Origin of the sequence: Flavobacterium sp. J27 (genome assembly GCF_004303025.1) — a bacterium.
Taxonomy (GTDB): Bacteria; Bacteroidota; Bacteroidia; order Flavobacteriales; family Flavobacteriaceae; genus Flavobacterium.
On record NZ_PJQW01000017.1, the window covers coordinates 32,348 to 48,457 of the forward strand.

The 16,110-nt window shown below is 30.7% G+C and carries 14 protein-coding genes; 10 read left to right on the forward strand and 4 right to left on the reverse strand.

All coding sequences use genetic code 11. The features are described from left to right. The first annotated feature begins 14 nt into the window (after nt 1-14). The 4 genes from CX675_RS18285 (at nt 15) to xerD (ending at nt 3,257) form a co-directional block, all read left to right on the forward strand. Nucleotides 15-620: an outer membrane protein gene (locus tag CX675_RS18285; protein ID WP_130736699.1), complete on the forward strand. Its 606-nt coding sequence runs from the start codon at nt 15-17 to the stop codon at nt 618-620. A gap of 145 nt (nt 621-765) precedes the next feature. Beyond that, nucleotides 766-1,347 (forward strand): outer membrane beta-barrel protein, encoded by a 582-nt coding sequence (locus CX675_RS18290; RefSeq protein WP_130736700.1) that lies wholly within the window; start codon nt 766-768, stop codon nt 1,345-1,347. Between the two features lie 129 nt (nt 1,348-1,476). Beyond that, nucleotides 1,477-2,280: a hypothetical protein gene (locus tag CX675_RS18295; protein ID WP_130736701.1), complete on the forward strand. Its 804-nt coding sequence runs from the start codon at nt 1,477-1,479 to the stop codon at nt 2,278-2,280. Between the two features lie 77 nt (nt 2,281-2,357). Next, nucleotides 2,358-3,257 carry a site-specific tyrosine recombinase XerD gene (gene xerD / locus CX675_RS18300; RefSeq protein ID WP_130736702.1) on the forward strand — a complete coding sequence of 300 codons (900 nt, stop codon included), beginning with the start codon at nt 2,358-2,360 and terminating at the stop codon, nt 3,255-3,257. Nucleotides 3,258-3,291: 34 nt separating this feature from the next. On the opposite strand, the gene CX675_RS18305 is transcribed toward xerD, so the two are convergent. The 4 genes from CX675_RS18305 to CX675_RS18320 form a co-directional block, all read right to left on the reverse strand. Then, on the reverse strand, nt 3,292-3,876 hold the full coding sequence (locus CX675_RS18305) for a porin family protein (RefSeq protein WP_165396090.1): 585 nt from the start codon (nt 3,874-3,876) through the stop codon (nt 3,292-3,294). A 134-nt stretch (nt 3,877-4,010) separates the two neighbouring features. Further along, entirely contained in the window at nt 4,011-5,573 is a 1,563-nt protein-coding gene (gene rny / locus CX675_RS18310) for a ribonuclease Y (protein ID WP_130736704.1), read from the reverse strand. A gap of 207 nt (nt 5,574-5,780) precedes the next feature. After that, nucleotides 5,781-6,074 (reverse strand): cell division protein ZapA, encoded by a 294-nt coding sequence (locus CX675_RS18315; RefSeq protein ID WP_130736705.1) that lies wholly within the window; start codon nt 6,072-6,074, stop codon nt 5,781-5,783. A gap of 6 nt (nt 6,075-6,080) precedes the next feature. Next, on the reverse strand, nt 6,081-6,371 hold the full coding sequence (locus tag CX675_RS18320) for a hypothetical protein (RefSeq protein WP_130736706.1): 291 nt from the start codon (nt 6,369-6,371) through the stop codon (nt 6,081-6,083). Nucleotides 6,372-6,564: 193 nt separating this feature from the next. Here CX675_RS18320 and CX675_RS18325 point away from each other — a divergent pair, with 193 nt between their 5' ends. The 6 genes from CX675_RS18325 (at nt 6,565) to CX675_RS18350 (ending at nt 16,108) form a co-directional block, all read left to right on the forward strand. After that, nucleotides 6,565-8,256 carry a M23 family metallopeptidase gene (locus CX675_RS18325; protein ID WP_130736707.1) on the forward strand — a complete coding sequence of 564 codons (1,692 nt, stop codon included), beginning with the start codon at nt 6,565-6,567 and terminating at the stop codon, nt 8,254-8,256. A gap of 11 nt (nt 8,257-8,267) precedes the next feature. Further along, entirely contained in the window at nt 8,268-10,730 is a 2,463-nt protein-coding gene (locus tag CX675_RS18330; protein WP_165396091.1) for a TonB-dependent receptor, read from the forward strand. A 114-nt stretch (nt 10,731-10,844) separates the two neighbouring features. Beyond that, complete coding sequence (locus tag CX675_RS18335; RefSeq protein WP_130736708.1) at nt 10,845-11,564, forward strand: hypothetical protein; 720 nt, start codon at nt 10,845-10,847, stop codon at nt 11,562-11,564. A gap of 41 nt (nt 11,565-11,605) precedes the next feature. Beyond that, entirely contained in the window at nt 11,606-14,032 is a 2,427-nt protein-coding gene (locus CX675_RS18340; RefSeq protein ID WP_130736709.1) for an HET-C-related protein, read from the forward strand. 65 nt (nt 14,033-14,097) lie between these two features. Further along, nucleotides 14,098-14,817, forward strand: a complete 720-nt coding sequence (locus CX675_RS18345) for a hypothetical protein (RefSeq protein WP_130736710.1) — start codon at nt 14,098-14,100, stop codon at nt 14,815-14,817. After that, nucleotides 14,810-16,108 carry a short-chain dehydrogenase gene (locus CX675_RS18350; RefSeq protein ID WP_130736711.1) on the forward strand — a complete coding sequence of 433 codons (1,299 nt, stop codon included), beginning with the start codon at nt 14,810-14,812 and terminating at the stop codon, nt 16,106-16,108. The genes CX675_RS18345 and CX675_RS18350 overlap by 8 nt, the downstream gene beginning before the upstream one ends. Nucleotides 16,109-16,110: the final 2 nt, after the last annotated feature.

Consider the following 16,110-nt stretch of genomic DNA (forward strand, 5'->3'; position numbering starts at 1 on the left):
AAAATTTATTAAAAATGAAAAAATTATTATTTGCTGCTGTTGCAGTTTTTGCATTTAGCTTTGCTAGTGCTCAGGAAGAAGAATCAAATGGTGGTTTTTCTCAAGGAGATGTTTTTATTTCAGGAGCTGTATCATTTGGAAGCAGCAAAACTGGAGATTTTAAAGAAAATTCTTTTGAAATCGCTCCTAAAGTTGGTTACTTTGTAACTGATAATATTGCTGCTGGTTTATCAGTAGGTTATATTTCTAACAAGCTTGACAATGGTGCTGCTGATGCTACTAATAGTGGTTTCGGTGTTGGTGCTTTTGGTCGTTACTATTTTACACCAGCTAGTAAATTCTCATTATTTGCTGAATTAGCAGCAAATTATACTGGATACAAATATGAATTTGATCCAGAAGATTTCACTGCAGTTGATGCTGATGTAAAAGAATTTGGTGTAAATGTAGGTGCTGGTTTAAACTATTTCGTATCTTCTAATTTTTCAATTGAAGCTGGTATCGCAGTTTTAGGTTTCACATCTAATGATAATGGTGGAAATGGAGCTGAAAAAACAAATACATTTGGTTTCGGTGGAGATTGGAGAGCTGTAACTTTTGGAGTTAACTACAAATTCTAATTTGTAACCAATTTTTATAAATGAAATCCTCGACAAAGTCGAGGATTTTTTTGTTTATAGTAGTTTCTTTTTTTCTTACAAAAGTACTTGTAATAATCAAATTAATAAATAGTTTTGCAGCCTCAAATTTTTATATACGATTTACATGAAAAAACATTTTTTGGTTATGGTACTTTTTGTGGTTGGCTTTATTAATGCACAACACAGAAGTAAAAATGATGTAGAATTAACGCCTCTCATAGGTTTTGCTACGTCTAATTATTATGGAGAAGAAAGATTAAATAACTCTAGTCTTTCTAGTGTTAATTTTGGCGCAGATTTTGATTTCTTTTTTAATGACAGATGGAGTTTAAGAAGTGGCTTGCTTTTTCAAACTATGGGATCGGAAGTAACTCCTTATTACACGGAGAAATTAAACTATGTAACCATTCCTGTAAATGCAAACTGGCATTTTGGTTCAACAAGAAAATGGAATTTAAATTTTGGACCAAATTTTGGGTTTTTAAATTCTGCCAAAGGAAATGGTAGCGATATAAAAAATCGAGCAAACAGTACCCAATTAGGGTTGGCTTATGGAATTGGTTGCAAAATAGAAGTAAACGAAAAAATTAGTGTTTTAATAGATTATCAAGGAATGACAGGTTTGTCAGAAGTACCTAAAAAAAGCTATTATACAATTAAAAACATGTATGGGGCTTTTAATGTAGGCGGTGTTTTTAAATTATAGTTAAAAAATAAAAAATCTCGAATACACTTCGAGATTTTTTATTTTAAACAAAAGTTGTCTTTTGAATTGTACTAGTATTCGTAAAGTTTTTTTTATAGTTTTGCATCAACAAAATTTAAAATAAACAAAATGAAAAAAGTATTACTTTCTGTGGTAGCATTTTGCAGTTTTATTATTGCAAATGCTCAAGAAGATGAGATTTTAGTGAACCCAATTCTTTCCAGTAAAGGGGAGCATTATTTGCCTCAAATGGATGATTGGGCTATCAGTTTTAATGCTGATGGGATTTTTGAGTATGTAGGAAATGCATTTAGTGGTTCAACCAGTAGAAATAATGCTCCTAAAGTTAGTCATGTAAGAACCAATACATTTGTAGGGAAAATGTTTGTTTCTGACAAAAAAGCATATAGAGTAGTGGCTAATTTAGGTTTTGGAACTCAAAATAATACCTCACCAATTGTTACTGGTCCAGATGCAGGAACAACTGTAGAAACCAAAAACAATGATTTTGCTTTAGCAGCAGGTTTAGGTAAAGAATGGAGAAAAGGAAATACACGTTTACAAGGTTTTTATGGAGCAGACGTTTTGTTAACTACTGCTTTTAGCAATGAAGAAGTAACCATTACTGATACAGAAACTGGCGATTTTGTAAGTAGTGTTGAGGAAAAATCTGGATTAGATTTAGGAGTAGGTATCCAAGGGTTTATAGGTGCTGAATATTTTATTTTTCCAAAATTTGCTATTGGAGCACAATATACTTATAGAGTAGGTTTTGCTTTAAATGGTGCTTCAGAAACAACTACAAAATTAGGTACTGCTGATGCTGAAACAGTTGAAGGAGATAAAAGCTTTTCATTTGCTTTTGGTGATTTAGATAATACAACTAATGTAGGAGTAGGGGTGTTCTCTTTAAATTTAACTTTGCATTTTTAAATAGAATGTATATCTATCTTAAAAAATCTCGCAAATGCGGGATTTTTTTTATCAAAATATTTTGATACTTTTGGCTTATGAGTGTTTGGAAAACCTATATAAAAGAATACCAACTTTATTTAAAATTAGAGCGAGGACTTTCAGAAAATACTATTGAAAATTATTCTTTTGATATAGAAAAACTAATGTTATTTCTTGATCAACATCAAAATAGCGAATCGCCTGTTACCATTACAGAAGAAACGATTCAGCAATTTATCTATGATATTGCTTCTAAAGTAAATGCGAGAAGTCAGTCAAGGATTATTTCTGGATTAAAAAGCTTTTTTAATTATTTAGTTTTTGAAGATTATAGGCAAGATACCCCTATGGAGCTTATTGAAGTGCCTAAAACGGGTAGAAAACTGCCTGACACGCTTTCAGTTGCTGAAATAGACGCTTTAATTCATGCGATAGATTTGTCAACATTAGAAGGGGAACGAAATAGGACTATTTTAGAAACATTATATAGTTGTGGTTTGCGAGTTTCTGAATTAGTGAATCTGAAAGTTTCTGATTTGTTTTTTGAAGAAGGTTTTATTAAAATTACAGGGAAAGGAAATAAACAACGTTTTGTACCCATAGGAACAACAACTGAAAAATATATTGCTATTTATAAAAATCAAATTCGAAATCAAGTACAAGTTCAAAAAGGATATGAAGATACTTTATTTTTAAACCGAAGAGGGAAGCAGTTAACTAGAGCGATGATTTTTACTATTATTAAAGATTTAGCAGTTAAAATTAATTTGAATAAAGTAATTAGTCCGCATACATTTAGGCATTCATTTGCGACACATTTATTAGAAAATGGAGCCGATTTGCGATCGATTCAGTTGATGTTAGGTCACGAATCTATTACCACGACAGAAGTATATATGCATTTAGATAGAAAGTTTTTGGCAGAAGTGTTGCAAAACTATCATCCCAGAACATAAAAAAAGCATTACAATTGTAATGCTTTTTTTATGTTTAGAATCTAAAACCAACACCGAGTTGGAAAACGGAATTTTTAGAGTCGGTATCTTTTATTACCTCTTTTAAACTGTAGGTGTATCTAGCAGAAATGAGGAAATTATCAATATTAAAAGAAACGCCACCTGCTAAAGCAGTATCAAAACTATTAACATCATTGTTTACGGTAGCATTATCATTGGTTTTAATTTTTTCATTGATTTTAAAACCAAATTGTGGGCCAGCTTCTATTGAAAAGACACTTCCAATATGAATCTTGGCTAAAATAGGTAAATTAATGTAATCTATTCGGTATTCTTGTGTGTAAGTGCTACCTAAGATTGTGGTGTAATTATTTTCAAAACCTTGTCTAGAATAAATAATTTCTGGCTGTAATGATAATACATTGCGAACTATGGGAACTTCGCCAAAAAAACCAATATAATAACTCGTTCTTGGATCTGCACCTTCATTGAAATCTCCTTTAGTAACTGTAGAGTAATTTAGCCCCCCTTTAATTCCGAAACTTTCTGAATTTCCATTTTGACCAAAAATTGCGTTTACTAACAAAAGAGTAAAGCAAGCTAAAATGACTTTTTTCATATACATTTATTTTGTGTTTATACTTTAAATAAACGAAAAAATCATGCCAAAAGTATTTTTTAATGAATTGAGGTTATATAAAAAAAGCGCTTTTCAATTTGAAAAGCGCTTGCTAATTATAATTCTCTGAAGTATTATTTTGCAATATTTACAGATCTTGTTTCTCTAATTACGGTTATTTTTACTTGCCCTGGATAAGTCATTTCTGTTTGAATTTTTTGCGAAATTTCAAACGATAAATTAGAAGCCATTTCATCTGTAACTTTTTCACTTTCTACAATTACACGAAGTTCTCTACCTGCTTGAATAGCATAAGCATTTTTTACTCCGTTAAAACCAAAAGCAATGTCTTCTAAATCTTTTAATCGTTGAATGTATGAATCTAATACTTGTCTTCTTGCTCCTGGTCTTGCTCCAGAAATAGCATCACAAACTTGAATAATAGGAGAAATTAAGTATTTCATTTCTATTTCATCGTGGTGTGCTCCAATAGCATTACATACTTCTTCTTTCTCACCGTATTTCTCAGCCCATTGCATACCTAAAATAGCATGTGGAAGCTCACTTTCAGTATCAGGAACTTTTCCTATATCGTGAAGTAAACCAGCCCTTTTAGCAAGTTTTACATTTAATCCTAATTCTGCAGCCATTATACCACAAAGGTTTGCAACTTCTCTAGAGTGTTGTAATAAGTTTTGTCCGTAAGAAGAACGGTATTTCATTCTACCTACAATTTTTATTAATTCTGGATGTAAACCGTGAATACCTAAATCAATAACTGTACGTTTTCCAACTTCGATAATTTCTTCTTCAATTTGTTTTTGTGTTTTAGCTACAACTTCTTCAATCCTTGCAGGGTGAATACGACCGTCAGTTACTAATTTATGTAAAGCTAAACGAGCAATTTCCCTTCTTACTGGATCGAAACAAGATAATATGATAGCTTCTGGAGTATCGTCAACAATAATTTCGACACCAGTAGCTGATTCTAAGGCTCTAATATTTCTACCTTCACGACCAATAATTCTACCTTTTACATCGTCAGATTCAATATTAAAAACAGAAACACAGTTTTCTACCGCTTCTTCAGTTCCAACTCTTTGGATAGTACTAATGATTATTTTTTTAGCTTCTTGCTGAGCCGTTAATTTTGCCTCTTCCATAGTATCTTGAATGAAAGACATCGCATTTGTTTTGGCTTCAGCTCTTAAACTTTCTACTAATTGATTTTTTGCTTCATCGGCAGATAGACCAGAGATTACTTCTAGTTGTTCTACTTGGCTTTTGTGTAATTTGTCGATCTCTTGTTGTTTTTTTTCTAGAAATTCAACTTTAGAATCGTAGTCGGCAATTTTTCTTTCCAAATCGTCATTTGCTTTTTTACCTTTTGCTAACTCATTAGAAATTTGAGATTCTTTATCTCTCGTTCTTTTTTCAGCTTCAGCCATTTTCTTATCTCTTGATAAGATTACTTGTTCGTGTTCTGCTTTCAATTCCAAAAACTTTTCTTTGGCTTGAAGTATTTTATCTTTTTTAAGTGATTCTGCTTCCGTTTTAGCATCTTTTAAAATGGAACCCGCTTCTTTTTTAGCATTTTTGATAAGATTTGATACATTGCTTTTCTCAAGAAACTTAGCAATTCCAAATCCTATAGCAAGACCTGCGATGATTCCAATTATTATACTTAGTATGTCCATAGTTTGTTAAATAAATTATATAAAAAAAGCCTACATTAGGTGTTTGTATAAACTCGTAAAGACAAGTTTTGAGCTAACTCATATTTCATGCTTCCCACTGAAGGGCTTGCAATAGCTATGAAGATTCACTCATTTTAATTTGTTAGTGTTGAGTTTATCAAATATATACTAATGTAGGCAGTATCTTTGTTTGTATGTAAGAACGTTTTATTTATAGAGTAAATCACTCAATTTTTTATCTAAATTCCTTAATCGATTCAGGGCAATTTCATTTTCTTGAGAGGAATCAATTTGTTTTTGCTCCGTTTGTGCTGCAAATTGTAAAGCACACATAGCCAAAACATCTTGTTTGTCTCTCACTGCATAGTTTTGTTCAAATTCTTTAATCATAGTATCGATTTTTTTAGAAGCTTTTCTTAGACCTTCTTCTTGTGATTCCTCTATGGTTAGAGGGTATACACGGTCTGCAATCGATATTTTAATTTTTAATTTTTCACTCATACCTCTCTAATCAGAAAGTTGTGCTATGCAATAATCAATTTCTCGAATTAATGAATTTATTTTGAGTTTCGTTTCTCTCTTGTTTTCTTCACTGCCTAATAATGAATTTACCATCTTCAAATTTTCAACATTATCTTTTAATTCAGCTATTTCAACAGCTTGTTGTTCTTGAATATCTTCAGAAACCTTAATTTTTTCTAATAGCTCTTTATTCGTTTTCTCAAGTTGTATCAACTTTTGGTTGAGCTTGAAAAATTTAATTTCAAGAGAATCAATTAGTTCAGATAATCCATTCATCAATGATAAAATTCATTTCTATTGCTACAAAATTAGCATTACTATTGAATAATAACAATACTTTTTGTAAAAAATTATAATTTCTGTTATTTTTTTTTTAACAAATTGATTGTTAATCACTTATAAAAAGCATTTTTTTTATCTAAAATGTATATGAATTTTTATTATTTTAGCCTAAATATACTATACGCACATGAGATTTATTATTTTCCTATTGTTATCAGCCACACTTTTTGGGCAAACAAAAACAAATTATCCCAATCAATTTATTTCACCATTAGATATTCCTATTGATTTGTCTGGCTCTTTTGGTGAATTACGTTCTAATCATTTTCATTCAGGATTAGATATTAAAACCAATAAAAAAGAAGGATTACCAGTATATGCAGTAGCAGACGGTTATGTTTCTAGGATTAAAATTTCGACTTACGGTTACGGAAAAGCCATCTACGTGACACATCCAAACGGTTATGTGTCGGTTTATGGCCATTTAAGAGAAGCCAATGGCCCTATTGAAGATTACATAAAAAAGAAACAGTATGCTCAAAAATCTTTTGAAGTAGAAATGTTTCCAAGTGCATCGGAGTTACCAGTGAAACAGAAAGATATTATTGCTTTTTCAGGGAATTCAGGTGGAAGTGGAGGTCCGCATTTGCATTTTGAATTTAGAGATTCTAGAACTGAAAAAGTGGTTAACCCGTTACATTTTGGGTTTACCAAATATGTTTCCGACAAAAGAAATCCTTTTCTACAAGGAATTGTGGCTTATCCAATAGATACTGCAGTTGTAAATAAATCGCAGAAACCGATTGCTATTTCTTTCAATAAACAAGCCGATGGAACCTATTTGGCTTCAAAAGTGACTACAAATGGTAAAATTGGTTTTGGAATTAATGCCTATGATTATTGCACCAATCCGTATAATAAAAATGGATTATATAAAGTTAACGCTTATTTAAATGGTGTTTTGTATTATCAATATGATTTTGAAAGTTTTTCATTTGATGAATCAAGATATATAAACAATTTAATTGATTATGAACGTTACAAAGAAATGAACCAACGGGTACAACGTTTGTTTCACATAACATCATATCCTTTGTCAGTTATTAAATCCACTAAAAATAATGGTATTATTAATACGCAAGTAAATACTAATTATACCTATAAAATTGAAATTTTTGATTATCATGGAAATATGACTACAATTATTATTCCTATTGAATATGAAAATCAAAAGGCGACTATTCTAAAAGATACTGATGAAAAAACATACACTATGCGATCTAAAGTTGAAAATAATTTCACAAAAGAAAATGTATCTGTTTATGTGCCTGAGAATGCTTTTTACGATGATTTTAAGTTTAATTTCGAAGTAAAGGATGGTATATTGAGCTTTTCAGAAAAAAACATTCCTATCCAAAAAAATATTACAGTAACTTTTAGTGATGTGGAAGGTATTCCAGCGCATCTTTTAGATAAAACGTTTATCGCTTCAGTAGAAGGATACAAATTATATTACAATAAAACCTATAGAAAAGGAACTACTTTTTCAACAAGAGTGAGAGATTTAGATACTTTTAAACTAGCTCAAGATACTATTGCCCCAAGAATTTATAATGTGAATTTTGTTGAAGGAAAGGATTTAAAAAATCAAAAAACCTTAAGCGTTTCTATTGCGGATAATCTATCTGGAATTGATACCTATAATGCCTACTTAAACGGCGAATGGATATTAATGGAATACGACTATAAGACTAAAAAGCTAATTCATACGTTAAGTGATAATAAGTATGTAAAAGGTAAAAATGATTTTAAAGTTGTGGTAACCGATAATATGCAAAATTCAGCTACCTTTGAGTCGCATTTTTTTATGAATAATTAAAGTTGGAATAATTGAAAAAACGAATTTTTTTAGTCTTTTTTTGCTTTTTAGGGCAATTTCTTTTAGCTCAAACGGCAAGAATTAAAGGAGTTATTTTAGATGAATTTAATAATCCTATAGAAAACGTAACGGTAAGTGTTGATGGAAAAGGAACAGAGACTAATAAAAATGGTTTCTATTCTTTAGAAGTTCCAGCAGGAAAGGAAATTACAATCGTTTTTTCTCACGTATCCTTTAAAAGTGCTACTATTATTACTACATTAAAGAAAAATGAAGATTTTGAATTTTATCCTGTTTTAAATGATAGAGTAAACCAAATAGGTCCAATTACCGTTACTGGAATTGGTAAAAAAAGAGTAGAAGGAGTTACCACTATAGATCCTGTGGTGATAAGGACTATACCAGGAGCTAATGCAGGTATAGAGAATGTGCTTAAAACACTTCCTGGTGTCTATTCTAACAATGAATTAAGTACCTCTTATGCGGTAAGAGGTGGGAATTATGATGAAAATTTAGTATATGTCAATGAAATAGAAGTATATCGCCCATTTTTAATTCGTTCAGGACAGCAAGAAGGATTGAGTTTTACCAATACCAATATGGTTGAAAATGTTGATTTTTCGGCAGGAGGTTTTCAAGCTAAATATGGCGATAAGTTGTCTTCTGTTTTAGATATTACCTATCGTAATCCAAAACAATTTGGAGCTAGTTTAGAAGCAAGTTTAATGGGAGGAAGCTTAACAGTGGAAGGTGTTTCAAAAAATCAGAAATGGAGTAATATTACTGGAATTCGTTATAGAGATAATAGCTTACTTGTGAATAGTAAAGAAACTGAAACTAATTTTAGACCTTCTTTTGCAGATGTTCAAACCTTAGTTAATTTCAATGCATCTACTAAATGGAGTTGGAGTTTTTTAGGAAATATATCTCAAAATAAATACAATTATGAGCCACTAACTCGTCAGACCAATTTTGGCACAGTTAGCGACCCTATTGCTTTATTAATCTATTATCAAGGCCAAGAAAAAGATAAATATCTTACTTTATTTGGTGCTTTAAAATCGGTTTACCAATACAATGCTAATAACAAATTAAAGTTTATTGTGTCAACTTATCATACGCAAGAACAAGAGTATTATGATATTTTAGCACAGTATCGTTTGGGAGAAGTTGATTCTAATATAGGTTCTGAAACATTTGGAAATGTGGTTTATTCTAGAGGTATTGGTTCTCAATTAAATCATGCTAGAAATGATTTAGACGCTTTGATTTTTAATGCTGAAACGAAAGGATTTCATGAAGTAAATGAGAAAACGCAAATAGAATGGGGAATTAAGTATACAAAAGAAGATATTAGAGATCGAATAGTAGAATGGGAAGTTATTGATTCAGCAGGATTTTCTCTACCTGCACCAATATTAGATTACCAAAACGACCAGCCTTATAATCCTTATGTTGGTCCCTTGGCACCTTACAGAAATATTAGGGCAACAAATTATACTACTATTAATCGAGTTTCAGGATATGCACAATGGAACTATAAAGGGGAAATTGGTACACATAAATATTGGTTAAATGTAGGTGTAAGAGGGCATCAATGGCAAGTTACAGGTAGGAATATAGAAGAAGGTAAAAGTCAGTTTTCTTTTTCTCCAAGAATTCAATTTGCTATTAAGCCCGACTGGGAAAAAGACATGTTGTTTCGTGTTTCAGGAGGAATGTATAATCAACCACCGTTTTACAGAGAATTAAGAGATTATAATGGTGTAGTACAACCCAATGTAAATGCTCAGAAATCATTCCATTTTGTAGTCAGTAATGATTATAGTTTTAAGTTGGGAGACAGACCTTTTAAATTGGTTAGTGAAGCGTATTATAAAAAGATTACTGATGTAAATACGTATACTATTGATAATGTTAGAATACGGTATCGTGCTAACAATGAAGCAGAAGCTTATGCATATGGCTTTGATACCCGTTTAAATGGTGAATTTGTTCCAGGAACTGAATCTTGGTTTAGTTTTGGATATTTAAAAACGGAAGAAAATCAAAATGATAGAGGCTATATTTCTAGGCCTACTGATCAAAGATTAAAATTTGGCTTATTGTTTCAAGATTATATGCCCAATATTCCTAATTTTAAAGTATATCTTAATTTAGTGTACAATACAGGTCTGCCAGGTGGTTCTCCATCTTATGCAGATCCATACGATTTCCAATTGCGATTAAAAGATTACAGAAGAGCAGATGTTGGTTTTTCTTATGTTTTTAAAGATGAATCCATTAAATCAGATAAAAAATGGTTACAGCCTTTTACTGATTTTTCTCTTGGTTTAGAAATCTTTAATTTGTTTAACAACCAAAATGCCATTACCAATACTTGGGTGAGAGATGTATATACTAAATCGCAATATGGTGTGCCTAATTACCTTACCACAAGGGTTTTTAATGTAAAATTAATCGCTCGCATGTAATGTAACTAGTAGTAAAAATCACTATATTTGACTATACACTTTGAAGTATACAACTAATTTTTCTTCTTAAAAACCAAATAAAGTTAGATTTTAACAATAAACAAAATTCAAACAATGAACAGCTTAACAAAATACCTTTTCTTTTTAAGTATTGCCTTTTTAATAAGTTGCAAACAAGAAAAACAAACACCTAAAGTTATTTATGAAGAAGCTAAAGAAGCTATAGAACCTAAAAAAGTAGATTCGTCTTCTATAAAAATAGCCGATTTGCCCATCTTAATGGAAGGAACAAAATTTCTTATTCATCCAGTAGGAGATATTCGGGTTTATGATGATTATAGCAAAGTATATGGTTCTAGTAAGACCAATCAAGTAAGTTATGCTATTTCTAACTACAATCGTTTTGAATTAACAGGGTATTTTGAAAATCTTAAATTTCAACATATCGATTCTACAACTGTAAAACCCTTAACAGATAAAACCATTCAAATTCAAACAGTAACATATTTGAATACCATAGCTGAAAAGTCTAAAAAACAAATTTTAGTTTATATTTTGGTAGATTCGGATACCAATAAAGATGGTAAAGTAAATCAAAACGATATTAAATCATTGTATATTAGTACTATTGATGGCTCTGGTTTTACCAAATTATCTGAACCACTTCAAGAACTTATCGATTGGAATATTATTGAAGTTCAAAACAGACTTTACTTCAGATGTATTGAAGATATTAATAAGAATGGCGCATTTGATAAGAACGATAAAGTACATTATCATTTTATCAATTTGTTAGCAGATCAATGGGAAGTTGAAGAATACATGCCTATTTAGATAATTTTTTAAAAAACTGCCCCTTTTAAATTTTTTCAATTATGACTAGAACAAGAATAGTAAAGGGTACAATTACAGAAAAAACAGGTGGAAACGAAATATATTATGCCTCTGGAAATATTGTAATTAATGCCGGAAAGAAAATAAATATTACTTCAAATCAAGGTGTTGTTTTTGGAGAACCTGAAATCCCAAATGTTAAGGTGCTTGAAAATAAAGTTTATACCTTAGAAAGTACTTATGCTTTAGATCAATTAACATCCTTGGCAGAGGATTTAGCCGAAATGCCGTTTATTTTTTTTATGTTGGAAGTTTTTGGTAACGATATTGAAGTTAGCGCTTTGAGTAAATTATATAAAGATTTATGCGATAAAAAAGTAAAGAATCCTGAAATTATTGTTTCAAAAATACCAGTTAACGGACATGATGCAGGGTATAGTAATAAGCAAAGAAAAATTATTGTTTACGAAAAAATTATTGAAGAAGCAGTAACTAACAACGACACTTCTGCCATGCTTTTAGCTGCATTAGTGGAAGAATTTGGACACCATATTGATAATCTTTTACGAACAGATTATGCTACCAATGGAAAAGAAGACAACGATGTCATCGATGAAGGAGCCAAATTTTCTTATCAGTTATTCAAATTTGATATTTTTAATGAAAGTACACTCACTTATGCTACAACAGAAATACCTGCTTATTCAGGGGATTTAGTAGTAGATTTTTCTAAACTGCATGAAAAAATAACAACTTATGTAAACGAAACCCAGCAATATGACGAAATTCCTGGTGAGGATATTTCTAATTTTGGTGCCGGAAGAAATAGAAAAACAAATACGAATGCTGCTTATGCTCATGGTGATATTGAGTTTGAATCATTAGTTTCTAGAGATTTATTTGATGCCAATCAAGTTAATCAAATTTATTATGGAAATTGGTTGCGCGATTTTTCACAGGTAATCGTTGGCTTAACAGTACGAAGTACAAATTTCGCTATACAAACACAAAAGAATAAGGTTGTTGAAGAAGCTTCGCCAATGAAATTGTCACATCAAGGATGGGTCAATTTAATAGAAATCTTAGCCATAAAAGAATTTGTTTATGATGCTTCAAAACATGGAGGCAAAGAGCCTATCGATAATTATAATGATTTAAAGAAAACTTTTGATACACATTTTGGTGCCTTAAATAAAGATATTTTAGGAATTTATAGACCAGAAGAGCATATAGATAATCCTAAAGGATTAGAAGATGAATCACAAATTAAAGACGACAAAGGTGAAATTATAGCCTTCAATTACAATGGACAACAAAAAACGTTATATGCAGGTGATAATCAACAATCTTGGCTAATAGATTCCACCAGAAATATGTCTAACTTTTTCTGGAGAGATTTTCCAGAAAGACCAGCGACCGTTACTTATGTAAAAGAGCAAATTCGAGCAGCATGTAATTATGGGAAAACAAAAGAAGGATTTAGATGTCTTGGTGCAGCATTACACGTTTTAGAAGATTATTTTGCTCATACTAATTTTACAGAGATAGCTTTAAGAATGCATGGAGCAGATGTTTATCCATGGATTCAAGATTATAAGGGAAAAGCTTGGAGTCAATTGCCTGTAGTGAGCGGTACATTTTTAGCAGATGACACCATTGCTAGTGTAGGCCCAAAGATTAGTGATTTATTATTTGATCCTAAATTTAAAGAATATAAAAGAAGGGTGCCAAAGCATAGAACCTTAGCTGAAATGTTAATTTTAAAAACACTTCAAGATTTTGCTAATGGACAAAAAAGTGATACGGCAAAAACAAATAGCACTTATTTAGGAGTTGAGTTTTCTACTTGGTTGAGCTGGTTTGAAGATTATTTGAACTTTCAAGATTTTATAGCTGCGGAATATAAAAAAGCAGATGGATTACACTGGTTTTCAACTGATTTTCCTGAAAAATTAGGTGCAAGAATGGCCGAAACTTTTTCAATGTCAACTAACTATTTAGCTCAAGCCATGGGCTATTTTCCAAAAGTAGTAATCAATGTAATTTTAGGATCCTTTGACAAGGTAATTCCAGAAGCGCAATCACATTTGAATTCAAATTATGGGAATTGCCCTTCACATTCGCAATTAGCCAAAGATTCCTATTCACATCCATTAAATAAATTGGCTGCATCATTAGCAAAAACAGCAGTTAAAGACATTGGAACCAAATTTAATCAAGGTTGGAATGGAGACCAATTGGCCAATTATATTGCAGATACCTATTTTGTTCATCCTGAAAAGATTCATCCTGAATTAAATAAAATTATTTTAGATTGGAAAAACAATAAAAATAATCAAGCAATAATAGATCGCTTAAAGTATGCTACAATTTTTGAGCATGCACATGTTGAAATTCAAGAAATTAATAAAGCTAGCATGCAAAGAATAAAAGAAGTAATGGATTATTTTAAAAAGAATACAAAATGATACATAGGATAAAAATTGTACTCCTCTTATTATTATTAACCATTTTAAACATACAATGTCAAAACATGAAAAATAAGGATAAAGATATTACTAACGCATCTATAAAAGTAGAACGTTGTGGAATTTTTTACAAGGGCGAACGGTTAGAATTAGGTATGCCACTTACTACATGGGAAAAAGTATTAGGTAAACCAAGTAGAAAAACAGATTTAACTCAGGTTTGGGATTCTTTAGGTATTGGTGTTGATGATTGGCAAGGTGAAAAAAAAGGAAATGTAGCAGCAGTTTATATTTATTTTGTGAAACTAGATAGCCCAGAAGGAAAAGAAGGGCTGTTGAATTATGCTAAAGATTGGCAGCCTTTCAATAGAGATGATTGGGATGAAGAATTTCTAAAAGAGAATGAAACTAGATTAAAAGAAAAAGCAGATCCTAAAAATTATGTTTACCCTCTTACGGTATATAATGGTTATGTTGATTTACATGGTTTTCCAGTAGGTGCAGGGATGAAAGTTGACGAAATAAATAGATATAGAGAAAATTTACCGTTTTCAAGTAAGTTTGGTTATGTTGACCAAGATATAGACGGAGTAAACGATTCAGGAAATACAACCGATACTTTTGGAGGAGATTATCGTGCAACAGGAACCGAATGTAAAGAGGGAGGTTTACAATACTATGAATTAACATATACCGCTAGTGGTGCATTAGAATTTCTTACAATTGGATATGAACCCAAACAAGAATTGGAAGACAAAATAGAAAAACAGCGAGAAAATGAATAACAAACGATTCATTTTCTTTATCTGTTTAATAATTTGTTCCTGTAAAAAGGAGAAAACAGATTTAGAGTTATTACAAAAAGACAAATCAAATCTAGAAGAATGTTTAAAAACAGATGAGATTGCTAAATATAAATTTTTAAAAATAGCAATGCGTTCGTCAGTTCCAATGGAAAACTATCCTAGTGAATTCCTTCCGTTTAAAGATAAATTAAATGATTTGTCAAATACATTAAAAGACGTTGATACAGAGAATATTTCTTTTCTTGAAATGGCTTCTATTTACAAAGATTATTTAGATTTAAAAAAAGTGATAGATAAAACAGATGAGGATGTTTTTCCAACACTTATAGAGGCAATGCAGTATACTAATTCTGAAGAAAAAATGACCAAACAAAAATTGCTAGCTGGAGATGAAAAGAAAAAAATCGAAACGTATGAGCATGCTTTTTTAGGAATTATTGGCGTAATAAGTAAAAGTTTTGGTAAATCAATAACCTTGTATGAATCTTCGAAAATAAATCCAGAAAACATAGAAGATGCTGGTTTTAAAATGATTTTTCAATATTATAGAGGTCTTATTTTCATGGAAAAAAGCTTGTATTATCTTTCTGAAAATGAAGCTACTAAAAATATCGATTGGTTGAATACGAATCAAAAAGTTGATTTACAGTTAATACAAACTCTTTTTGGTTGGAATAATTTTGATAAAGAACAAAATTATATAGCTTTTCATTCTCTAAATTATTTACTTCGAGGAATAGATAGACTTTCTATGGAAAGAGACATAGATGAAGAAAGAGGGTTAGATGATTTTGAAGTTTTTTTAGAAGATTGTAATACATTAGGCTTAAATAACGAATTGTCTTGGAGTATTGATGCCTACGTTAGTATTAAAAGAGAAAATAATCAAAAAGCTATTGTAGCTTTAAAAAAGTTAAAAAACAGTTCTTTGCTCTCTAAAAATGATAAAGAACAAATTGAAGAAACCATTCGTTACCTTGAAAACAGAAAACAAGGAGAATGGATAAATACAGTTTACGATAAAGCATTCATTAGTAAAATTGTAATTTCTTATGTAACCGATCAACTATCAAAAATGGATTGGGAAAAAATACTCAATGAAAGTAACATCCAAGATCAAAAAGAAGTTTTGCTAATGATTGAAAATTTTAAAAAGTGCAATGAAAAGATTCAAGAGGTAAAGGATATGAAATATCTGGAAGAAAACGCTACTAAAATACAAGAAGAGGGAAGTAAAATTTGGGATAAAGCCAAAGATTTAATTCAATAAAG